Consider the following 21,403-nt stretch of genomic DNA (forward strand, 5'->3'; position numbering starts at 1 on the left):
TCCGTTTCGTGAGTGAGATCCCCGAACGGGCACCATCATGTTCGTCTCACCGAGAGGACTTCAATGCTCCATTCGGCCCCACCGTGCGCTCCGCGAGGACCTCGGCCAGTGGTCGGGGCTTGCCGAGGTGGAACCCCTGCCCCACTCGCACACCCAGTCTGATCAGGGCTTCCACCTGGGTGGGGCGCTCGACCCACTCGGCGACGGCGGACAGTCCGAGGCCTCGGGCGATCTCCACGATCCCGGATACCAGAACGGCATCGGTGCTGTGCTCGTCGATGCCGCGGACGAACTCGCCGTCGATCTTGATCCCGGTGATCGGCAGGTGCTTGAGGTGCACGAACGACCCGAAGCCGGAGCCGAAGTCGTCCAGGGTGATGCGGCAGCCGAAGCCGCGCAGCTTCAGGGCCAGGGAGCGGGCGGCGTCGAGGTTGGTCACCGCGGCGGTCTCGGTGATCTCCAGGCCCAAGCGGCCGGGTGCCACGCCTGCGACGGCGAGGCGGTCCAGGACGAACCCGGCGAAGTCCTCGTCCTCCAGGGTCCGGCCGGAGACGTTGACGTTGAACCGGAGTTCGGGGTCGGGGTGCTGCACGAGGGTGTCGATGGCGCGGCTGAGGACCCAGCGGTCGATGTCGTGCACCAGGTTGGAGCGTTCGGCCTCGGGCAGGAACTCCGCGGGCCCGAGGTAGGGCTCCTGGCCGTCCTCCAGGCGCAGCAGGATCTCGTGGCCCAGTACCTTCCCGGACACGAGCTGCACCATCGGCATGGCGTGCAGGGCGAACCCGCCGGTGTCCAGGGCGGTGCGGAGCCGGTCCATCACCGACACCCGCTTCACGGTGTCGGCGTAGTGGCCGGGCTCGTAGACGGTGACGCGGTTGCGGCCCGCGGCCTTGGACGCGTACAGGGCGAGGTCGGCGTTGGCGAGCACCAGCTCCCACGCGTCGCCCGCGGTGTAGGACGCGACGCCGGTGCTGACCGTGATCCGCGAGTTCGGGGCGACCCCGACCAGCGGCAACGACGACACCGCGTCGCGCAGCCGGTGCGCGACCGCCTCGGCCTGCGCGCCGGTCAGACCGGGCAGCACCACCGCGAACTCGTCGCCGCCCAACCGGCCGATGAGCTGCGGCTCCTCCAGCCGGGAGCGCAGCGCGACCGCCAGCGACCGCATCAGCCGGTCGCCGACGGCGTGCCCGCGCAGGTCGTTGACGTCCTTGAAGTTGTCCAGGTCCAGCAGCAGCAGCGTCCCGTCGCCGCCGGTCGCGAGCTGGCGTTCCAGTTCGCGGGTGATCGCGCGCCGGTTCGACAGGCCGGTCAGCGGGTCCTGTTCGGCCATCAGCAGCAGCTCGTCGTGGACCCGCCGCGCGGTGGTGATGTCGTGGGCGGTGCCCAGGGCGCGCACCGGGACGCCGTGCTCGTCGTGCACGACCTCGCCGAAGCACTCGAAGACCCGTTCGACGACCTCACCGCTGTCCAGGTCGGGGTGGGTCATGCGGTGGGTGAAGTTGAAGCCCGAGCCGGTGCGCATGGCCTCCTGGAGGACGGCCTGGATCATCGGCAGGTCCTCCGGGTGCACCAGCTCGGTGTAGCCCTGGAAGTCCATCTGCGTGCCCTTGGGCATGCTCCACATCTCCAGGAGCGTGTCCGACCAGACGATGCGGTCCTCGAGGATGTGCCACTCCCACGTGCCCATCCGGCCGAGCACCTGGGCGCGGCGCAGCGCGTCGGCCTCGTGGGTGGCCTCCAGCTCGCGGTCGCGCCACGCCGAGACGTCCACCATCTGGTAGAGCAGCTCGTCGGGCGAGATCCGGCGGCACGACACCTCCAGCCACCGGTGGCCCTGGTCGCACGTGCTGGGCGTGAGCAGGGTGAGCCCGGAGCGGGGCCGTTCCGGTGTGCCGGGCAGCAGCGCGGGCAGCGAGCGGCCCACGACGTGCTCGAGGGCGACGCCGAGCAGCCCGGCCAGTGCCGGGTTGGCCCAGCGCAGCGTTCCACGCGGGTCGGTGACGCCGAAACCGACGTTCGCCCGGTCGAGCACCTCGCGGTACAGGGCGCTGTTGCTGGTCACGCAGTCCTCCTCGCCACCTGCGCGACATGATGGTTCAGTTCACGGTCCGTGGGCAAGCCGCCACCGTTCAGCGCAACCGCTCCAGTCCTCGTGCCGCGTCCACCATGCCCGCGGCCAGCCCTCGCAGCTCCTCGCCGCCCGCCCCGTCCTCCGCCGCGGTCATGATGTCCTCCGCGGCGCACCTGAGCTGGAACAACCTGTCCTGGAGGTCGGCCAGCTCGGTGCTGGAGAGCACCACGGCGTCCTCGGGCAGCCCACCTCGCTGCACGGCGGCGCGCCGTTCGTAGGCGCGTTGCCTGCACGGTTGGGCGCAGTAGCGGCGGGGACGGCCTATCCGGCCGTGGTCGGGCAGTCTTCGACCGCACCAGGCGCAATGCCGGGCGACCTCGCGGCGTTGGCCGATCACGCCGACGGCGCCCTCGGCGTCGGTCACCAGTTCCATGGCGCGCGACGGTATCCCGCCACCCGCCGTTCGCTCCAGCGCCACGCCGCCAAGGCACACTGCTTGCCGTGAGCGACACGCATCCGTATCTGGACGGCCCGCACCCCAGGGCCTACGCCCACCGGGGGTGGCACCTCGACGACCTGTCGGGCATGGAGAACTCCCTGTCCGGGTTCCGCCGCGCGGTGGCCGAGGGGTACCGCTACCTGGAGACCGACGTGCACGCCACGTCCGACGGCGTGGTGGTGGTGCACCACGACTCGACGTTGGACCGCACGACCGACAAGACCGGTCCGGTGGGCGCGCAACCGTGGTCGGCGGTGGGTGGGGCGTTGATCGGTGGCCGGGAGAAGATCACCCGGTTGGCGGATCTGCTGGAGGAGTTGCCGGACGCGATGGTCAACATCGACGTGAAGGCCGACGCGGCGGTGGAGCCGGTGCTGGCGGTGCTGCGGCGCGCCGGGGCGATGGGGCGGGTGTGCCTGGCGTCGTTCTCCGACACCCGGCTGGCGCGGTTGCGGCGGTTGGGTGGGCCGAGGCTGCTCACGTCGATGGGGCCGCGGTCGGTGGGGGCGCTGTGGGTGTCGGGTCGGGTGCCCGCGGCGGGGTTGGTGGTGCGGGGGTCGCTGGCGCAGGTGCCCGCGGCGCGGGGGCGGCTGCGGGTGGTGGACGGGTTGTTCGTGCGGGCCGCGCACCGGCGTGGCGCGGAGGTGCACGTGTGGACGGTGGACGACGAGGCGGAGATGGGGCGGCTGCTCGACCTGGGGGTGGACGGGCTGGTCACCGACCGTCCCGACGTGTTGCGCGACGTGCTGCGGGCGCGGCGGGCGTGGGCCGGTTCCTGACGCGCGGGTGGACGATTGACAACACCTTGGGGTAACCGTCGATCAGCGGATCGGGTGACCAGTACAGTCCGCCGTCATGAGCGTGGTCGACAGCAGCCCCGAGAGCGCGGGCACCACTCCCGAACGGGTTCGCGAGCAGCGCGGGTGGTGCTGGTACGACTGGGCCAACTCGGTGTTCCCGACATCGGTGGGGACGGTGTTCCTGTCGCTGTACCTCACCGCCATCGCGGAGAACGACGCCAAGGCCGACGTCGCCCGCAACGGGCCGGACGCGTGCGCCGACAGCGCACTCCAGTCGTGCGACATCTCCGCGTTCGGCCTGCACTTCCCGGCCGGGTCGCTGTGGGGGTACCTGCTGTCGATCGCGACCGTCGTGCAGGTGCTGGTGCTGCCGGTGATGGGCGCCATCGCCGACCGCACGCAGAACAAGAAGCGGATGCTGGGCACGTTCGCGTTCGCCGGGTCGTTCGCGACGGCGCTGCTGGGGCTGGTGGCGGGCTCGAACTGGACGCTGGGTGTGCTGCTGTTCATCCTGGCCAACATCTGCTGGGGCTCGTCGGTGGTCGTCTACTACGCGTTCCTGCCGGAGATCGCGACACCGGACGAGCGCGACGCGGTGTCGGCGCGGGGGTGGGCGTTCGGCTACCTCGGTGGCGGGGTGGCGCTGGCGATCCAGTTGGCGCTGTTCCTGGGCCACGACGTCGTGGGCATCGAGGAGTCGACGGCGGTGCGGATCGCGTTCGTGCTCTCGGGGCTGTGGTGGGCCGGGTTCACCCTCATCCCGCTGGCCCGGCTGCGGCAGCACCAGGAGCCGCACGGCGGTGAGCACGGGGCGGGCATCGTCGCGGCGGGCTTCAAGGAGCTGTTCCAGACGATCCGCTCGGCCCGGATGTTCCCGCTGACGCTGGCGTTCCTGTTCACCTACCTGATCTACACCGACGGCATCTCCACCGTCGCCGGGGTGTCGGCCCAGTACGGCAGCGCCGAGCTCAAGCTCGACCAGTCGGTGCTGATCTCCACGATCCTGATCGTCCAGTTCGTCGCGTTCTTCGGCGGTGTGCTGCACGGGTGGGGCGCCAAGCGGTGGGGTGCCAAGCGCACGATCCAGATCAGCCTGCTGATGTGGATCGTGGTGGTCAGCGCCGCGTACTTCGTGCAGGCGGGCCAGCAGTTCCAGTTCTACGGGCTGGCGGTGGGCATCGGTCTGGTGCTGGGTGGCACGAACGCCCTGTCGCGGTCGCTGTTCAGCCAGATGGTGCCGCCCGGCCGCGAGGCCCAGTACTTCTCGCTCTACGAGGTCGGTGAGCGCTCCACGTCGTGGCTGGGTCCGCTGGTGTTCGCCGGTGTCGGGCAGGCGACCGGGTCGTTCCGGTTGGCGATCATCTCGCTGGTGGTGTTCTTCGTGGTCGGGTTCGTGCTGATGATCTTCGTGCCGGTGCGGCGGGCGATCGAGGCGTCCGGGAACCCGGTGCCGGTCAAGGTGTGACGGGGAGCGCTGGTCGCCGCGCTCCCCCGGCGACCAGCAGCGCGATTCCCACCAGGGCCAGGCAGACCACCCGGCCGACCAGGAACGCGGTCATGCCGGGGACGTCCGCGACCCAGCGCAGCAGGGTGAGTTCGCCCAGGGTCAGGGGCAGCAGAGCCAGTGCCCAGCACGCCAGCGCGAGCGATCCGGCGGCCGAGCCCCGGCGGCCAAGGTGGACCACGCCCGCGATCACGACGGCCACCGGGACGAGTCCGCTCGACGCGGCGGTCAGGACGTGGTCGGGGTCGCCCGCGCTCCACGCGGTGAGCCCGCCCGTGGTGACGGCCACCGCGAGCAGCGCCCACCACCACGGCCGCGGGTCCGGTCGGGTGGCGTCGCGGTGGTAGCCCGCGAACAGCGCGAACGCCGTCACCCACACGGGCACGTGCCACAGCACGGCCAGGGGTGGGGACGCCTCGGCCACGGCCTGGCCCGCGACCACCAGGCCGTAGGCGGCGCTGAGCCCGACCTGCGCCTTCGCGACTCCGCGCAGACCGGCGAGCATCGCGATCGGGCCCGCCACCATCGCCAGGTTCACCACCACGTCCACCGGCTCGAACCCGACGGCGTTCCACGACGGGCCGGTCAGCGCGGCGCTCGCCCACCGCACCCCGTAGGCGGCCTGCCCGACCAGGCCCAGCATCGCGACCAGCCGCACCACGTCGCCGACCGCGACCGCCCGCGCCGGGGCGCCCGACGCCGCGAACCGCGTCCGCACCGCGAGCGCGACCGTCGCCCCGGTCTCGCCCCAGCCGGGCCACCCGTGCTCCAGGTCCAGGTCGTCGGTGCGATCGGCCAGCAGCAGCCCGACCATCTCCTCCTCGCGCTCCGCCCGGTACCAGCGGGGCAGCACCCGCAGCAGGCGGCGGTAGCGGTTCTCCAGGTTGCTCACAGCGCTCCCCTGGCCTTGAGCACGAACGACGCCGCGCGCACGTTCGCCGACAACCGGGCGACCTCCGCCGCGAGCGCCCTGACCCCGCTGTCGGTGAGCCGGTAGTACCGCCGCAGCCGCCCCTGGTGCACCTCTTCGCGGTCCCGCTCGGCGAACCCGTCGGCGACCAGCCGGTCGAGCACCCCGTAGAGGGTGCCGACCCGCAGCCTCATCCGGCCCTCGGACAGGACGTCGACCGCCTGGACGATCGCGTAGCCGTGCAGCGGCTCCTCGGCCAGTGCCGTCAGCACGAGGAAGCTCTGCTCCGTCATCACCCGAGCACTCATGGCACGAGTTATATCGGAAAGCGGTATATAATGGCAAGGGGTGGGTCCCGACGCGTCGGGACCCACCACCTCACAGCCCGAACGCCAGCAGCACGTGCCCGCCGTCGGGGTTGGGGTAGGCGGGCCAGTAGCCCGCCTGCACGTACACCATGCCGCCCGACACCACGGCTCCCCCGCCGCCACCGGAGATCGCCCCGCCCCGACCGGGCAGGCCGTTGACGCCGGTGAAGTCGCGCACGGTGTCGTAGGTCCACAGGACGCGGCCGGTGGACGCCGAGTACGCGCGCAGCTTGCCGTCGTTGCTGCCCTCGTAGACCACGCCCGGACTGCTGCTCACCGCGGGACCGTGGCCCAGGGTGCAGTTGGGTTGCCCGGCCGCGCCGCCGGTGGTGCAGCCGTCCGCCGGGTTCGGCGTCTCCCACAGGACTCGGCCGGTGGCGGGGTCGACGGCGAACACCTTGCCGGGATCGGCGAAGTAGGTGGCGATGTAGAGGCGCTGGCCGTCGTAGCTCGACCCCCACTGGATGCCGGAGACGCCGCCGCTGGGCAGCGGGACGCCCAGTTGCCTGCGCCACACGACCTCGCCGGTGCGGGCGTCGAACACGTGGTAGACGCCCAACTTCTGGCCCACGCCGACCAGGGTGCGGCCGCCGACGGTGAACACGTTCGGCGTGGCGCCGATGTCGTAGTCCAGCGCGGAGCCGTCCTTGAGGCCGGGGCAGTAGCCCTCCGGGTCGGGGTCGTTGCACAGCGAGCGCCACGTGTCGGCCTTCGTGACCTGGTTGCGCCACTTCACCGCGCCGCTGCGCGGGTCCAGTGCGAGCATCGTGTCGAAGTCGCCCGCGCTGCCGGTGTAGTTCTGGCCGGTGCCGACGAACAGCGTGCGGGTCCTGGTGTCGATCACCGGCGAACTCCACACGCCACCGCCGGACGGCTCGTACCTGGTGGCGCCGCTGGGCCAGGTGCCCACCGCCTGCGGCTGCGGCACGGTGTAGTGCCGCCACGCCAGCGCCCCGGTGTTCGCGTCGAGGGCGTCGATGTGGCCGCGGAACGTGCAGCACGCGTAGTCGCGGCCCAGCGTGTTCTCGCCGCTGGAGGTGCCGACGTACACCCGGCCCTCGAACACGATCGGGGAGCTGGTCACGAACGCGGCCGGGTGGGAGTCGACCTGCGTGGCCCACAGCAGCCTGCCGTCGCGCTGGTCGAGCGCGTAGACGTAGCCGCGGGTGTCGCCGAAGTAGACCTTGCCGCCGGCAACCGCCGGGCCGTCCCAGGTCGCGGTGGTCCGCGGCCCCGGATCGACGCTGGTCAGGTCGAAGGTCCACCGGGCGGCCCCGGTGCGGGCGTCGCGGGCGTAGAACTTGCCGTCCGGGCCGCCGAAGTAGGCGACGCCGCCCACGATCGCGGGCTGGCTGCGGACGAACAACTCGGTCTTCGGGTACGCGAACGCCCACTTGAGCTCGAGGTTGCCGACGTTGCGCTGGTTGATCCGCCACTCCGCGGCGTTGTGCCGGGTGCCGGACAGGTCCTTCTGCCAGGTCGCCCAGTCACCGCTGCCGCGACCACCGCCCCCGGTGGTGGCGGTGTCCGGGGCGGCCGACGCGACGGCCGCGCCGACCAGCGCGAGGACCAGACCGGTGGCTAACGCTGTTCGAATGCCCTTCATGGGAGTCCCCCTCGTCTATCGGGCACCCCTCACCCTGACAGCGTTCGGACCGCGCCGGATCCGCTGAAGGTCGTCACCGGGACGGGAGAAGGTTGACACCGGGATCAGTCGATCGGTTGATCCGGACCCGTAGGGGCGGGTGCCGCGCGCGGTCGAGAAGATGGGTGCCATGACCGACACCCACCTCACCGGCGCGACCGAACTCCCCGACGGCACCTGGGTGCGCGGCCGGGGCCTGCGCCACCCGACGCCGTCAGGCCCGGAACCCGATCACGGCCTCTACCTGGGCGGATCGCGGTTGCGCGGACGTCACGACGCCACGATCACCTGGCCGCACGAGTGGGTCCGCTGGCCCGACTTCCTGCTGCCGCGCGACAGCGCCGAGGCCGTCGCCCGCATCCGCGAGCTGCACGAGTACGCCCGCGCGGGCCACCGCGTCGAGGTCGCCTGCTTCGGCGGCAAGGGCCGCACGGGCACCGTCCTGGCCTGTCTCGCGGTGCTCGCGGGCGTCCCGCGCGAGGAGGCCGTCGCCTGGACCCGCACCCACTACGACCGGCACGCCGCCGAAACCCCGTGGCAGCGCCGCTGGGTGCTCAGGTTCCCCGAGTCCTGAGGGTGTCGGGGACGCGGGTCCGGTCCGGGGTGATGGCCGTGGCGAGCAGCGCCAGCGCGCTCTCCGAGGCCGAGCCCGGCTCGGGGACGGCCATCACCACGTGCACGTCGGTGCCCCGCGGGCTCTGCAACGTCTGCTGGGTGAGCGTCATCGACCCGACCAGGGGGTGGTGCATCCGGTACTCGACGACGTCGCACACCCGCACCCGGTGATCGGCCCACATGCCGGCGAACTCCGGGCTGCGCACGCACAGGTCGCCGATCAACCCGGCCAGCAGCGGGTCGTCGGGGTGCAGGCCCACCGTCACCCGCAGGTTGCCCACCACGGCCTTCGCCTTGGCCTGCCAGTCGGTGTAGAGCTCCCGCAGGTGCGCGTCGAGGAACACCAGCCGCGCCATGTTCGGCCGCCGGGCGGGGTCCTCCGGCGCCGAGAAGTCCAGGTGCCCGGCGAACACCGCGTGCCCCGTGCGGTTCCACGCCAGCACGTCGGTGCGCCGCCCCAGCACGATCGTCGGCACGTCGCCCACCGCCGCCAGCAGCGCGCGGGTCGCCGCGGGCACCCGTTCCGGCGGTGGCCTGCGCACCGGGCGGCGGCGTGTCGCCGTGCTCGCCAGCGCGTGCAGGTGGGCGCGCTCGGAGTCGTCCAGCATCAGCGCCCCGGCGATGGCGTCGAGCACCTCGGACGAGGCGTTGTGCGACTGTCCCTGCTCCAGCCGCGTGTAGTACGGCGCGCTGACCCCCGCCAGCAGCGCCAGCTCCTCGCGCCGCAGCCCTGGGACCCGCCGCCGGTCGCCGTAGGTCGGCAGCCCGACGTCCTCGGGGCGCAGCCGGGCCCGCCGCGCCTGGAGGAAGTCGCCGAGCCGTCCCTGTCCGTCCATGCCGTCGAGTATCGACCGCGCCGCCGCGCGCTGCCGCACCCCGCCGGGGTCAGGCACCGCAGGGTGTGGCGGGCGTCGCGGGCCGCCGCGAGGGTGGAGCACGTCACCCCCTCGACGAGCCAGGAGCACCCACCATGACCACCGAGCTGGACACCCTCGACGTGACCGGGTTCGCGTTCACCCGCCGGACCTGGGTCGCCGCGCCTCCCGCGGCGGTCTACGACCTCGTCAGCGACGTGTCCACGATCGAGCGGTGGAGCCCCAGCGCCAGCGCGGTCGCCTACGACGCCGGTGACGGCCCTCGCGTCGGCGCCTGGTTCAGCGGCCACAACCGCCGCGGCGAGCAGGAGTGGACCACCCGCTCGCAGGTCGTGGCGGCGGCACCGGGCGCGGAGTTCGCGTTCGTCGTCGGCGGCGTCGACGAGGGAATCGTGCGGTGGCGGTGGACCTTCCACGAGGACGGCGACGGCACGGTCGTCGCGCAGTCCTGGCGGCTGCTGCGCCACGTCCCGGCGCTCGGCACGACCCTCGCCGAGGTGGCCGAGCTGCGCGACCACATGACCGCCAGCGTCGAGTCGACCCTCATCGCGCTGGCCCGGTGGATCTCGACGCCGCGAAATTGACGCGCGCGGGCCCGGACCGGGTCCCTACAGTGGCGCCAACGCGTCGACGGAGACGAGTAGCCGGGGACCACGCGGGTCCAGAGAGCCGCCGGTAGCTGCGAAAGCGGCCCCGCGCCCCACGGTGAAGACCCTCCCGAGCGCGGGGAGGAACGGCGGGGCCCTCGGCCCCGCCCCATGCCCCGCCGGTTCGCCCCCGTCATCGGGCTCGTCGAGGCCGCCGCCCGTTCGCGGGTGGCGGCGAAGGCGCGGTGGTACCGCGAGTTCCCTTTCTCGCCCGCGCCCCCAAAGGATCGCGCACGTCCCCAGGAGTGTGATGATCTCCCGAACCATGGCCGCCGACCTGCCCCGGCACGTCGGCGAACACGTCAGGATCGCCGGGTGGGTCCACCGCCTGCGCGTCCTCAAGTCCGTCTCCTTCCTCGTCGTGCGGGACCGCTCCGGCCTGGCCCAAGTCGTGCTGACCGGCCCGCTCGACGTCGGGGAGGAAACCGTCGTCGAGGTCCACGGCCTGGTCACCGCCAACGACAGGGCCCCCGGCGGCGCCGAGGTCACCGGGCCGCGGATCACGGTGCTCGCCACGTCGACACCCCCGCCGTTCGACCTCTACCGCCCGACCGTCACCGCCACGCTCCCGACGATCCTGGACAACGCCGCCGTCGCCCTGCGCCACCCGCGGCTGCGGGCGCCGTTCGAGGTGTCCGCCGCGAGCGTGGCCGGGTTCCGGGCCGCGCTGCGCGAGCGGGGGTCCACCGAGATCCACACGCCCAAGATCGTCGGGTCGGCCACCGAGTCCGGCGCGAGCGTGTTCGGCGTCGACTACTTCGGCACGCCCGCGTTCCTCGCGCAGTCGCCGCAGTTGTTCAAGCAGGCCATGGTGGGGGTGTTCGAACGGGTCCACGAGGTCGGGCCGGTGTTCCGGGCCGAACCCCACGACACGACCCGCCACCTCGCGCAGTACACGAGCCTGGACGCCGAACTGGGGTTCGTCGCCGACCACCGCGACGTCATGGCCCTCCTGCGCGCCGCGGTGGCGGGGATGGTCGCCGCCGTCGCGCAGGACGCCCCGGCCGCCGTGGCACTGCTGGGAGCGGCGCTGCCGGACGTGCCCGCGCAGATCCCGGAGATCCACTTCACCGACGCCCAGGCCCTGCTCGCCCGGCACACCGACACCGACCCGCGCGGCGAACCGGACCTCGCCCCCGCCCACGAGCGGTGGCTCTCGGCGTGGGCGGAGCGCGAACACGGGTCGGAGTTCCTGTTCGTCACCGGCTACCCGATGGTCAAACGGCCGTTCTACACCCACCCCGACCCGGACCGCCCGGAGTCGTCCAACAGCTTCGACCTGCTCTTCCGCGGCCTGGAACTCGTGACCGGGGGCCAACGCCTGCACCGGCACGCCGACTACGTGGCCGCGCTGGAGCGCCGCGGTGAGGACCCGGCCGCCCACCAGGACCACCTGGACGTCTTCGCCCGCGGCATGCCACCGCACGGCGGGTTCGCCATCGGCCTGGAACGGTGGACCGCCCGCCTGCTCGGCCTGGACAACGTCCGCCGCGCCGCGCTGTTCCCGCGCGACCGGCACCGCCTGCACCCGTGACCGCAGGGCCGGCTCGCCCCTACCGTGCGGGGAGCGAGCCGGTCACCGGCGGTCCGGCGATCTCGGCGAGCCGCAGCGCGGTCTCGTCCGGGCTGCCGGGCACGGCGGTCATGATCACGATCTTGAGTTCGGTGTCGCCGTCGGTGAGGACGTCGCAGTCCACCGCGATCGGCCCCACCGACGGGTGCTCGACGGTCTTGTGGTCCTCGCGGTGGGTGGCCACCGCGCCGCCCGCCCACAGTTCGGCGAACCGCGGGTTGCCCGCGGCCAGCTCGCGGATCAGCGCCGCGAGGCGCGGGTCGTCGGGGAAGCGGCCGGTGACGCGGCGCAGGTCCGACACCACGGCGGCGTCGGTGGCGGCGCGGTCCTGCTCGGCCACCGGCCACCGCGCCAGGGTCGCGGGGCCCTCGTCGACGGGGAACCGGTCGCGGGCGAAGTTGCGCAGCCGGGGCGGCGACGTGGAGGGGTCGCCCAGCAGGGCGGCCCACCCGCGGTTCCACCACACGAGCTGCCAGTCCGCCGCGAACACCGCCGCCGCGACGTCCCCGAGCCGGGTCAGCACGCGCCGCACGCCGGGCGGGATGTGGTCGGAGATCGCCCCGTCGGCGGGCGGCACCAGGTTCGCCAACCGGTACAGGTGGTCGCGTTCGGCCGCGGAGAGCTGCAACGCACGGGCCAGCGACGCCACGACCTGCGCCGATGGTGTCGTGGACCGGCCCTGCTCCAGGCGCACGACGTAGTCCACCGACACCCCGGCCAGCTCGGCCAGTTCCTCGCGGCGCAAGCCGACCGCGCGCCGGGCCCGGCCCACCGGCAACGCCGCGGCCGAGGGCGGCAACCGCTCCCGCCACGTGCGGATCATCGCGCCCAGCCCGGTCATGGCACCCATCCTCCCGCACGGCGGCGCGGTGAGGGTGGTACGGCGGTTCCTACCGTCGAGCCGTCCCTGGTCCCGCCCCGAGGACGCGCCGAGGATCGAGGGCATGACGATCACCTTCATCACCGGCGCCAACAAGGGCCTCGGCCGCGAGACCGCCCGCCGACTCGTCGACCTCGGCCACACCGTGCTGCTCGGCGCCCGCGACCCCGACCTGGGGCAGCGGGCCGCCGCCGCGGTCGGCGCCCGGTTCGTCCGCATCGACGTCACCGACGACGCGTCGGTGGCCGCCGCCGCGGCCGACGTCGCCGCCCACGAGGGCCGGGTCGACGTCCTGGTCAACAACGCGGGCGTCCACGGCCCGTTCGGCGACCCGACCACCCTGACCGGCGCCGACGCGCTCGGCGTCCTGGACGTCAACCTCGCAGGCGTGGTCCGCGCCACGACCGCGTTCCTGCCGCTGCTGCGCCGCTCACCGGACCCGGTCATCGTCAACGTCAGCAGCGGCATGGGCTCGCTGGCCCACACCCACGACCCGTCCCGCCCGGAGTCCTCGGTGGTCGCGCCCCTCTACACCGCGTCGAAGGCGGCGCTGACGATGCTGACCACCCAGTACGCCAAGGCGCTGCCCGACATCCGCGTCAACGCCGCCGACCCCGGCTACACCGCGACCGACCTCAACGGCCACAGCGGCCCGCAGACCGTCACCGAGGGCACGGACGCCGTCGTCGGCCTCGCGACCGAGGGCCCCGGAGCGGGCTCGGGGCGGTTCGTCGACCGGGCAGGCGAGATCGCCTGGTCCTGATCGCCGCCGAGTGGGCGAAAGCCCGGACGACGAGCAGGTCCCGGTCCTAAGGTTCCGGTGTGGCCAAGATGCGGGTGCTTCCCTACGCGTTGTCACTCGCGCTGGTGGCCGGCGGCTGCACGAGCGCGACACCGGGCAGGCCGGTCGCGGGCTCCGCCACCGCACCGAGCAGCACAGTCGCCGAGGAACCGATGCCGTGCCGGTTCGAGCTCATCCAGGACGGGCCGTTGCGCCGGATCGGGACGCCGCCGGACAAGGGGTTCCGCACGAGCGGGAAGTCGACCATCCGCTTCGACACCAGCCTCGGCCGGGTGGACGTGGAACTGGACGCGGCGAGCGCGCCGTGCTCCGTGCACAACTTCCGCCACCTCGTGCGGCAGCAGGTGTACAAGTCCGGGACCTGCCACCGGCTCACGTTGGAGGGGATCTTCGTGCTCCAGTGCGGCGACCCCACCGACACCGGCTTCGGGACGGTCGGCTACCAGTTCGCCGACCCGACCGCCGTGACGGCGGGCTACGCGCGAGGTGTCGTGGCGATGGCCAACAGCGGGCCGGGCACCAACAGCAGCCAGTTCTTCATCGTGCACGAGGACAGCCCCGCGATCGTCCCTGACTCCCCGGTCATCGGCCGGGTGGTCAGGGGCATGGACGTCATCGACCAGGTGGTCGCGGGTGGCGTGCTCCCGGACACCGGGCTCGAGCCCTCCGACGGCAAGCCAGCCAAGCTGATCGTGTTCCTGATCGTCGAACCCGCCTAGCGCGGTGACCGCGAACGGTCACCGCGCCGACGAGCGGCCCGAACCGCGCTAGCGGTACTTCTTCAGCTCGCGCTTCGCGAGCGACATGCGGTGCACCTCGTCGGGCCCGTCGGCCAGCCGCAGCGTGCGCGCCGCCGCCCACAGGTTCGCCAGCGGGAAGTCCTGGCTCACGCCACCCGCGCCGTGCGCCTGGATCGCCTTGTCCAGCACCCACTCCGCCATCAGCGGCACCCCGATCTTGATCGCCTGGATCTCGGTGTGCGCGCCCTTGTTGCCCACGGTGTCCATCAGCCACGCCGTCTTGAGCACCAGCAGCCTGGCCTGCTCGATCCGCACCCGCGACTCGGCGATCCACTCCTGCACGACGCCCTGCGCGGCGATCGGCTTGCCGAACGCGACGCGCTCGTTGGCGCGCTTGCACATCAGCTCCAGCGCCCGCTCGGCCATGCCGATCAGCCGCATGCAGTGGTGGATGCGGCCGGGACCCAGGCGGGCCTGGGCGATGGCGAAGCCCTGGCCCTCGCCTGCGACCAGGTTGTCCACGGGCACGCGCACGTCGGTGAACACGACCTCGGCGTGACCGCCGTGCGGGCCGTCGGTGTAGCCGAACACGGTCATGCCGCGCTTGACCTCGACACCGGGGGTGTCGCGCGGGACCAGGATCATCGCCTGCTGCTGGTGGCGCTCGGCCTCGGGGTTGGTCTTGCCCATCACGATGAAGATCGCGCAGTTCGGGTTCATCGCGCCCGAGGACCACCACTTGGTCCCGTTGATCACGTAGGAGTCGCCGTCGCGCTCGATGCGGGTCGCGATGTTCGTCGCGTCCGAGGACGCCACGTCCGGCTCGGTCATGCAGAACGCCGAGCGGATCTCGCCGTCGAGCAGGGGCCGCAGCCACTGCTTCTTCTGCTCCTCGGTGCCGAACATCGCCAGCACCTCCATGTTCCCGGTGTCCGGCGCGGCGCAGTTGAACGCCTCCGGCGCCAGGTGCGGGCTGCGGCCGGTGATCTCCGCCAGCGGCGCGTACTGGAGGTTCGTCAGCCCCGCGCCGTGCTCGGCGTCGGGCAGGAACAGGTTCCACAGCCCGGCCTCGCGGGCGCGGGCCTTGAGCTCCTCCACGACCGGCTTGCGCGTCCACTCGTCGTCGGAGGCCGCGAGCTGCTCCTCCAGCACCGCCTCGGCGGGGTAGACGAACTCGTCCATGAAGGACAGCAGCCTGCCGCGGAAGTCTTCCGTCTTGGCGTCGTAGGCGAAGTCCATCGGTCAGTACTCCTTGATCGCGTGGAGGCCCTGGCGCACGAGCGGCAGGGTGAAGGAGCCGAGCTGGGAGAACCCCGCGCCGACCGTCTTGCCGGTGGTGTAGCGGTAGTGGATCCCCTCGAGGATCACGGCGAGCTTGAAGTAGCCGAACGCGACGTACCAGCCGAGGTTGGACACGTCCGCGCCGGTGCGGGCCGCGTAGCGGGCGACCAGGTCCTCGGCGGTGGGGAAGCCCGGCAGCGACGGGACGGTGCCGGTGATCGGGTCCTCGTCGATGCCCAGGCCGTGCCAGTACACGTGCAGCAGGCCGACGTCGGCCAGCGGGTCGCCCAGCGTCGCCATCTCCCAGTCGAGCACCGCGCTGATCCCGAGCGGGTCACGGGTGACCAGCACGTTGTCCAGCCGGTAGTCGCCGTGCACGATCGTGGACCGCGCCGACTCCGGGACGCGGTCGCCCAGCTTGTCGCGCAGCTCGTCGATGCCCTCCAGGTCACGGCTGCGCGAGGCGTCGAGCTGCTTGCCCCACCGCTTCACCTGCCGGACCAGGAACCCCTCGGGGCGGCCGAAGTCGGCCAGGCCCACCGAGTCGGGGTCGACGTCGTGCAGGTCGGCGAGCACGTCCACCAGCCGGTCCGACAGCACCCGCGCGTCGGCGGGGGTGAGCCAGTCGCACTGCGCCCGGTCGCGCAGCGCGGCGCCCGCGACCTCCTCCATCAGGTAGAACGGCGCGCCCAGCACGTCGGGGTCGGTGCACAGCAGCTCCGCGTGCGGCACGGGCACCGCGGTGTCGGCCAGCGCGGAGATGACCCGGTGCTCGCGGGTCATGTCGTGCGCGGTGGCCAGCACGTGGCCCAGCGGCGGGCGGCGCAGCACCCACCGGTCCTGCCCGTCGGTCACCCGGTAGGTCAGGTTGGAGCGGCCGCCGGGGATCAGCTCGCCGGTCAGCGGCCCCTTGCCGAGGTAGGCGGCGAGCTTGTCCAGGTCCAGGCCCGGCAGGTCGGTCACGGCTTCACTCCCAGGTCGGCGAGCGCGGCACGGGTGCTGTCCGCGTCGGTGTGCAGGTGGGCGTGCAGGCCCACGGCCTTGGCGCCGTCGACGTTGACCTGCATGTCGTCGAAGAACACGCACCGCTCCGCTGGCAGGTCCAGCAGGTCCAGGGTGTGGGTGAAGATCGCCGGGTCCGGTTTGCGCAGGCCGACCCGGCCGCTGATGACGAGCGTGTCGAACAGCTCCAGCAGCAGCTCCTCGGGGTAGCCCTCGCCCCAGCTATTGGACAGCAGCACCGTGCGCACGCCGCTCGCGCGGACCTCGCGGACCAGCTCCACCATCGCCGGGTCGGTGTTCGCGGTGCCGAACATGCGGCGCAGCAGCCCCTTGGCGACGATCTCGCCGCCGTCGGCGGTCATCAGCTCGGCGGCCAGCAGCCGCTCGAACTCCGCCACCGGCAGCGCGCCGGTCTCCAGCAGCGCCACCGGGTTGTCCGGGAGCGCGTCGCGCCCCATCCAGCCGCGGATGGTCGTCCGGTAGCGGTCGCGGTCGATGTTCTCGGTCCGCATCCAGTCCTCGACGAACCGCGGCACCGACACCGTGAGCACTCCGCCCCAGTCCAGCACCACCGCGTCGATCTGCCGTTCGTCGTCGTTGCCCACGACCGGGAGCGTACCGACCAGTTGGTATGTCGGCAATGGGGGCGCCGATCCGAGTCCACGCGAGGTATCCCCGCGCCGCACGGGACACTCTTGATCTGTGTGGGGGGTGAGCGACATGTCGGTCGTTCCGGAACGGGACGAAGCGGAATCGATGGTGGCGTCGGGAGAACGCGCGCTGCACGTCGACGGTGACCTGGCGGGGGCGCGCTGCTGGTTCACCAAGGCCTACGAGGTGGCCGAGCGCGTCGGCGACGAGCGGCTGATGGCGCTGGCCGCGGTCGGGCTCGGCGGGCTGTGGGTGCACGAGCACCGCACCGCCGCCGACGCCGCCTCCGTCGAGGCGCACCAGCGCGAGGCGCTGCGAGCGCTGGACCCAGCGTCGTCGCTGGCGCTGCGGATGCGGACCCGGCTGGCCGCCGAGGCCGACTACCGGGCGCAGCGCTCGACCACGATCATGCCGCTGGTGGCCGAGGCCCGCGAGGCGGGCGACCTGGTGGCGCTGTCGGAGGCGCTGAGCCTGGCCCACCACTGCCTGCTCGGCCCCCAGGACGCCGAGCTGCGGCTGCGGCTGGCCGAGGAACTGCTGCGCGTCGGCTCGCGCACCGGACGCCCCAGCGACGTGGTGATGGGCCTGCTGTGGCGCACCGTCGACCTGTTCCTGCTCGGCGACGCGCACGCCGAGCGCTCGCTGGCCGAGCTGTCGGCGTCGGAGGCCGCGGACCGCAACGCCGCCGTCTCGTTCGTCCGCACCGCACTGCGGGTCATGCTCGACGTCCGCGCGGGCCGCTTGGACGACGCCGAGAAACTCGCCCACGAGTGCGCCGCGCAGGGCCGCACCACCGGCGACGCCGACCACGTCGGCTGGTACGGCGCGCAACTGGTCGCGATCCGCTGGTACCAGGGCCGGGTCGCCGAACTGGTCGCGGTGCTGGGCGAGATCGCCAACTCCCCCACGCTCAGCGCCACCGACGACGCGTTCGTCGCCGGGCTGGCCGTCGCCGCCGCGTCCGCGGGCGACACCCGCATGGCCCGCGGCGCGCTCGCCCGGCTGCGCGGTGACGGCTTCGAGCACCTCGCCCGCTCCAGCACATGGCTGTGCGCGATGAACGGCGCCGTGGAGGCCGCCGCGCTGCTGGGCGACACCGACACCGCCGCGCAGGTCTACCCGCTGCTGCTGCCCCACGCGCGGCTGCCGGTGATGGCGAGCCTGGCGGCGGCCTGCTTCGGCTCGGCCCAGCACGCGCTGGGCGTGGCCTCGCTCGTGCTCGGCGAGACCGAGCGCGCCGTCACGCACTTCCGCGCCGCCGTGGAGCAGAACGCCGCCCTGGGCCACTGGCCCGCCGCCGCGCTGTCGCGCAACCGGCTCGCCGAGGCGCTGGCCGCCCGCGGCGAGACGTGGGCCGCGGAGGTCGAGCGCTCCGCCGCCGCGCGGGAGGCCGCGTCGATGGGCATGGCGCTGCCCCAACCGGCGCGAGGAGCGCTGGTGTGCACGCGGACGGGTCGGCGGTGGCGGCTCGAACTCGGCGAGCGCGCCGTCGTCGTGGACGACTCGGTGGGCGTCCGGTACCTGGCGACGCTGGTGGCGAACCCGGCCGTGGAGATCCCCGCCATCGAACTCGCCGATGGCTGCGTGCCGGAGGTCCGCACCGCCCAGCCGGTCCTCGACGACGCCGCGCTGCGCCAGTACCGGCAGCGCCTGGCCCAGTTGCGCGAGGAGATCGCCGAGGCCGAGGCCGCCCACCAGGAGGCGCGGGTGGCCCGGCTGCGGGCGGACGCGGACTGGCTGGCCGACGAACTGCGCGGGTCGACCGGCCTGGGTGGTCGCGCGCGCCAGTTCGCCGACAACCCCGAACGGGCGCGCATCGCCGTCGGCAAGGCGATCCGCCGCGCGCTCGACCGCGTCGCCGCCGCCGACCCCGTGCTCGGCGAGCACCTGCGCGGCAGCGTGCAGACCGGGATGAGGTGCTGCTACCAGCCATAGCGGGTGCCTATCGGTGGAACGGCGTGGAACGGCGGCGTCACGCCTTGCGGGGTGACCGGCGGTTCTCCCGGAAGGCGGACGGATGTTCCACACCAGCTTCGGCACCAGCGGCACGGCTCCACGGCACTCGGCGCGCGCGCCGTGGACCGGGTGTGCCACCTGAGCGGCCCGCGGTGGCCCGACGGATCGCCGTCGGGCCACCGGGACGTCACCTGATCCCCGCCACCTCCTGCTGGCAGGCGGAGTTGAGCGTCATGACCTCGTCGATGCCCTTGACCGGCCCGGTGATCGCGTTCGGGTCCACCTCGTCGGTGATCGTCGTGCCGACGACGCCGGACTCGGTGTTCGTGGACACCTCGACGTTGGTGACGCCCTTGGCCCGCAGGCACGCCACGGTCTTCTCCGCGAACGCGTGGGCGTCGGGGTTGGTCGCGTCGAGTTCCCACGGCGGCAGCGGCAGCAGCGGGTCGCACTCCTGCTGGGTCGCCCGGTCGACCTTCTTGCCCTCGGTGCCCCTGGGCGCGATGCCGTGCTTGTCCAGGCACTTCTGGTAGGGGGCGTAGACGACCTCCCGGTCGGCGTCGGTCATGTCCAGCCGCTGGCGCGCCCGTTCGGTCGAGGGGGCCGCCGCGGCGGTGGACGAGGCCGACGACGTGACGAGTGAGGCGACGCCGGTCGGCTGGGCCGGTGCGGAGCACGCGGCCAGCGCGACGGCCAGGACGAGGAGGCAGGAGGGCTTCATAGCGGTGCAGCGTGGTCGGGTGGTGTCAGGGACCTGTTCGGTCGCCGTGGTGATCCGGTGGTGTCACCAGCCGTCGGGGGGTTCGATCCCGGTCACCGCGGCCAGCGGGTTGGGCACCTCGCCCGACGGGCGCACCGAGCGGTGGGCAGGCTGCTCGGCGTACCCGGTGACCAGCAGCCGGTCGCCGTTGAGCGGGTAGTGCGGGAGCCGGGGCCCGAGCAGGTCGACCGCGTCGATCCGCTCGGCGAGCGCGGGGAAGCGCCGCCGGTAGGCCTCGACCTCGCCGCGCACCCGTTCCCACAGGCCCGTCCCGGGCAGCAGCAGGTCCAGCGGCTGGCCGACACCGACCAGGAACGCGTTGACCAGGTAGGACCGCAGCGCGGGCCACGCCCGGCGCGGCAGCACCGGGTCGTGCTCGTCGGGTGCCGGACCGCGCTGCGGCACCGGCTCCAGCGACAGGCTCACGTCGTCGACGAGGTCCTTCACCGCGATCCGCGCGGGCAGCCCGTCGGGGCCCTCGATGACCAGGATGTTCTGCCCGTGCGGGTTCACCGTCACGCCGTAGTGGAACAGCAGGTGCAGCAACGGCCGCAGCAGGGCCCGCAGCAGCGCAGACACCCACACCCCCCGGTCCACACCCGCCCGTGCGACGAACTCCTCCACCAGCGGCTGCCCGTGCTGGTCGACGTGCAGCACCGCCGCCAGCGGCCACACCCGCTCGCCCGCGGTCAACCGGGGTTCGACCGGTTCGCGCCACACGCACGCCAGCGTCTCGCGCAGCCGGTAGGGCGAGCCCTCGATCCCGTCGACGCGGGGGTGCGCGACCGCCACCGAGGCGACCTCGCCCAGCAGTTCGGTGCGCCACCCGGCCAGCAGGTCGTCGCAGCCCCACAGGCCCTTGAGCCACTGGGTGATCACCGGCGCGGACTCGGCGATCTCGGGCAGCACCCCGCGCCACACGGTGGTGTTGAGGATCCGCAGCGGCAGCTTCACCTGGTGGCGGTCCACCCGGTCGACGTTGGACAGCGTGCGGATCGACTGCGTCGGCAGGTACTCGTCCGGCGCCTCGCCCAGCGGCACGATCCGGTCGCCCGCCACCTCCGGCGCCCACATCGTGGCCACCACGTTGTCGAACTGCCACGGGTGCACCGGCATCCACACGTACGCGTCGGGGTCCAGACCGCGCTCGCGCAGCACCGCCGTGAACGCCGCCACCGTCCCCGGATCCAGCTCCGCCTCGCGCAGCGCGTGCTCCGACAGCGCCGGGACCGACCGGAACCGGCCCAGCCCGCGGTGCACGGCCAGCCACGGCAGCCGCAGCACCCGCCGCGACTCCGGCGCGTACGCGGCGACGTCGGAGGCGGAGAACCCGATCCGGCCCTTGTTCGCCACCAGCCGCGGGTGGCCGGTCAGGTGCCCCTCCAGCTCGGTATGGTCGAGCTTCGCCACCTCCGCCACCGGCAGCGCGCTCGCCGCGAGCGCCACGTCCGCGGCCAGCGTCGAGGTGATCTCCAGCAGGTAGTTCGCCAGCGTCACCGGCGCGACGCCCAGCACCCCGGCCGCCTCCACCAGGAACAATTGCACGTCGTCGGCCGGGCCGGGGGCGCCGGGCCCGTAGCGGCCGACCGGGATCCGCCGCAGGCTCGCCGGGTCCACCCGCCACCCGCCGAACGCGCCGCGCGCCGCCGTGAACGCGTAGCGGACCGCGCCGAGGTCGAGCAGGTGGCCGTCGCCGTCGGGCTCGGGGCGTAGCAGGCCCTCGAACGCCAGCTCACCGATCAGCTTGCCCAGCAGCGCTGTCGACGCGGTGCGCCATCGCACACGGCTCATGTCCACCTCCCCGGCCGAGACCAAGATCAG

At 73.1% G+C, this 21,403-nt stretch carries 20 protein-coding genes; 8 read left to right on the forward strand and 12 right to left on the reverse strand.

What is annotated here, in order from left to right; translation table 11 throughout:
* Positions 1-46 precede the first annotated feature (46 nt).
* Positions 47-2,065, reverse strand: a complete 2,019-nt coding sequence (locus NZH93_RS22415) for a putative bifunctional diguanylate cyclase/phosphodiesterase (protein WP_259625118.1) — start codon at positions 2,063-2,065, stop codon at positions 47-49.
* 67 nt (positions 2,066-2,132) lie between these two features.
* Positions 2,133-2,507: a hypothetical protein gene (locus NZH93_RS22420; RefSeq protein ID WP_259625119.1), complete on the reverse strand. Its 375-nt coding sequence runs from the start codon at positions 2,505-2,507 to the stop codon at positions 2,133-2,135.
* 68 nt (positions 2,508-2,575) lie between these two features.
* Here NZH93_RS22420 and NZH93_RS22425 point away from each other — a divergent pair, with 68 nt between their 5' ends.
* Together NZH93_RS22425 and NZH93_RS22430 are read left to right on the forward strand one after the other, a co-directional pair.
* Positions 2,576-3,352: a glycerophosphodiester phosphodiesterase family protein gene (locus NZH93_RS22425; protein ID WP_259625120.1), complete on the forward strand. Its 777-nt coding sequence runs from the start codon at positions 2,576-2,578 to the stop codon at positions 3,350-3,352.
* A gap of 76 nt (positions 3,353-3,428) precedes the next feature.
* Positions 3,429-4,838: an MFS transporter gene (locus NZH93_RS22430; RefSeq protein ID WP_259625121.1), complete on the forward strand. Its 1,410-nt coding sequence runs from the start codon at positions 3,429-3,431 to the stop codon at positions 4,836-4,838.
* Here NZH93_RS22430 and NZH93_RS22435 read toward each other — a convergent pair.
* The 3 genes from NZH93_RS22435 to NZH93_RS22445 all read right to left on the reverse strand — a co-directional run bounded on the left by NZH93_RS22435 (position 4,828) and on the right by NZH93_RS22445 (position 7,761).
* The gene (locus NZH93_RS22435; protein ID WP_259625122.1) at positions 4,828-5,769 is read right to left on the reverse strand and encodes a hypothetical protein; all 942 of its coding nucleotides are present in this window, start codon (positions 5,767-5,769) and stop codon (positions 4,828-4,830) included. The two genes, NZH93_RS22430 and NZH93_RS22435, sit on opposite strands and share 11 nt — an antisense overlap.
* Entirely contained in the window at positions 5,766-6,095 is a 330-nt protein-coding gene (locus NZH93_RS22440) for a PadR family transcriptional regulator (protein WP_259625123.1), read from the reverse strand. Before NZH93_RS22440 ends, NZH93_RS22435 begins: the two co-directional genes overlap by 4 nt.
* Before the next feature lie 70 nt (positions 6,096-6,165).
* On the reverse strand, positions 6,166-7,761 hold the full coding sequence (locus tag NZH93_RS22445; RefSeq protein ID WP_259625124.1) for an outer membrane protein assembly factor BamB family protein: 1,596 nt from the start codon (positions 7,759-7,761) through the stop codon (positions 6,166-6,168).
* Between the two features lie 169 nt (positions 7,762-7,930).
* On the opposite strand from NZH93_RS22445, the gene NZH93_RS22450 reads away from it, so the two are divergent.
* Positions 7,931-8,374 (forward strand): protein-tyrosine phosphatase family protein, encoded by a 444-nt coding sequence (locus tag NZH93_RS22450; protein ID WP_259625125.1) that lies wholly within the window; start codon positions 7,931-7,933, stop codon positions 8,372-8,374.
* On the opposite strand, the gene NZH93_RS22455 is transcribed toward NZH93_RS22450, so the two are convergent.
* A complete protein-coding gene (locus tag NZH93_RS22455; protein ID WP_259625126.1) occupies positions 8,355-9,251 on the reverse strand; it encodes a helix-turn-helix domain-containing protein in 897 nt (298 codons plus the stop codon). The genes NZH93_RS22450 and NZH93_RS22455 overlap by 20 nt on opposite strands.
* A gap of 134 nt (positions 9,252-9,385) precedes the next feature.
* Here NZH93_RS22455 and NZH93_RS22460 point away from each other — a divergent pair, with 134 nt between their 5' ends.
* Positions 9,386-9,874, forward strand: coding sequence for an SRPBCC family protein (locus NZH93_RS22460; protein WP_259625127.1), 489 nt, complete (start codon positions 9,386-9,388; stop codon positions 9,872-9,874).
* A gap of 313 nt (positions 9,875-10,187) precedes the next feature.
* Positions 10,188-11,471: an aspartate--tRNA(Asn) ligase gene (gene aspS / locus NZH93_RS22465; RefSeq protein ID WP_259625128.1), complete on the forward strand. Its 1,284-nt coding sequence runs from the start codon at positions 10,188-10,190 to the stop codon at positions 11,469-11,471.
* 19 nt (positions 11,472-11,490) lie between these two features.
* Here aspS and NZH93_RS22470 read toward each other — a convergent pair whose 3' ends face one another.
* A complete protein-coding gene (locus NZH93_RS22470) occupies positions 11,491-12,456 on the reverse strand; it encodes a helix-turn-helix transcriptional regulator (protein ID WP_259625129.1) in 966 nt (321 codons plus the stop codon).
* Here NZH93_RS22470 and NZH93_RS22475 point away from each other — a divergent pair.
* Positions 12,455-13,153: an SDR family NAD(P)-dependent oxidoreductase gene (locus NZH93_RS22475; RefSeq protein ID WP_259625130.1), complete on the forward strand. Its 699-nt coding sequence runs from the start codon at positions 12,455-12,457 to the stop codon at positions 13,151-13,153. The genes NZH93_RS22470 and NZH93_RS22475 overlap by 2 nt on opposite strands.
* A gap of 68 nt (positions 13,154-13,221) precedes the next feature.
* Positions 13,222-13,911 carry a peptidylprolyl isomerase gene (locus NZH93_RS22480; RefSeq protein ID WP_259625178.1) on the forward strand — a complete coding sequence of 230 codons (690 nt, stop codon included), beginning with the start codon at positions 13,222-13,224 and terminating at the stop codon, positions 13,909-13,911.
* A gap of 48 nt (positions 13,912-13,959) precedes the next feature.
* Here the strand turns inward: NZH93_RS22480 and NZH93_RS22485 are convergent, their stop codons facing one another.
* Genes NZH93_RS22485 through NZH93_RS22495 form a run of 3 tightly spaced genes read right to left on the reverse strand, consistent with a single transcriptional unit; the run spans position 13,960 to position 16,820 of the window.
* Positions 13,960-15,171, reverse strand: coding sequence for an acyl-CoA dehydrogenase family protein (locus NZH93_RS22485; RefSeq protein WP_259625131.1), 1,212 nt, complete (start codon positions 15,169-15,171; stop codon positions 13,960-13,962).
* Positions 15,172-15,174: 3 nt separating this feature from the next.
* Positions 15,175-16,176: a phosphotransferase family protein gene (locus tag NZH93_RS22490; RefSeq protein ID WP_259625132.1), complete on the reverse strand. Its 1,002-nt coding sequence runs from the start codon at positions 16,174-16,176 to the stop codon at positions 15,175-15,177.
* Positions 16,173-16,820, reverse strand: coding sequence for an HAD family hydrolase (locus NZH93_RS22495; RefSeq protein WP_259625133.1), 648 nt, complete (start codon positions 16,818-16,820; stop codon positions 16,173-16,175). The genes NZH93_RS22490 and NZH93_RS22495 overlap by 4 nt, the downstream gene beginning before the upstream one ends.
* Before the next feature lie 115 nt (positions 16,821-16,935).
* On the opposite strand from NZH93_RS22495, the gene NZH93_RS22500 reads away from it, so the two are divergent.
* Positions 16,936-18,801, forward strand: a complete 1,866-nt coding sequence (locus tag NZH93_RS22500; RefSeq protein WP_259625134.1) for an ATP-binding protein — start codon at positions 16,936-16,938, stop codon at positions 18,799-18,801.
* Between the two features lie 208 nt (positions 18,802-19,009).
* Here the strand turns inward: NZH93_RS22500 and NZH93_RS22505 are convergent, their stop codons facing one another.
* Together NZH93_RS22505 and NZH93_RS22510 are read right to left on the reverse strand one after the other, a co-directional pair.
* Positions 19,010-19,543, reverse strand: coding sequence for a hypothetical protein (locus NZH93_RS22505; protein WP_259625135.1), 534 nt, complete (start codon positions 19,541-19,543; stop codon positions 19,010-19,012).
* 63 nt (positions 19,544-19,606) lie between these two features.
* Positions 19,607-21,373 (reverse strand): IucA/IucC family protein, encoded by a 1,767-nt coding sequence (locus tag NZH93_RS22510; protein WP_259625136.1) that lies wholly within the window; start codon positions 21,371-21,373, stop codon positions 19,607-19,609.
* Between the last annotated feature and the right edge of the window lie 30 nt (positions 21,374-21,403).

The sequence above is a fragment of the Umezawaea endophytica genome (assembly GCF_025061645.1).
Taxonomy (GTDB): Bacteria; Actinomycetota; Actinomycetes; order Mycobacteriales; family Pseudonocardiaceae; genus Umezawaea; species Umezawaea endophytica.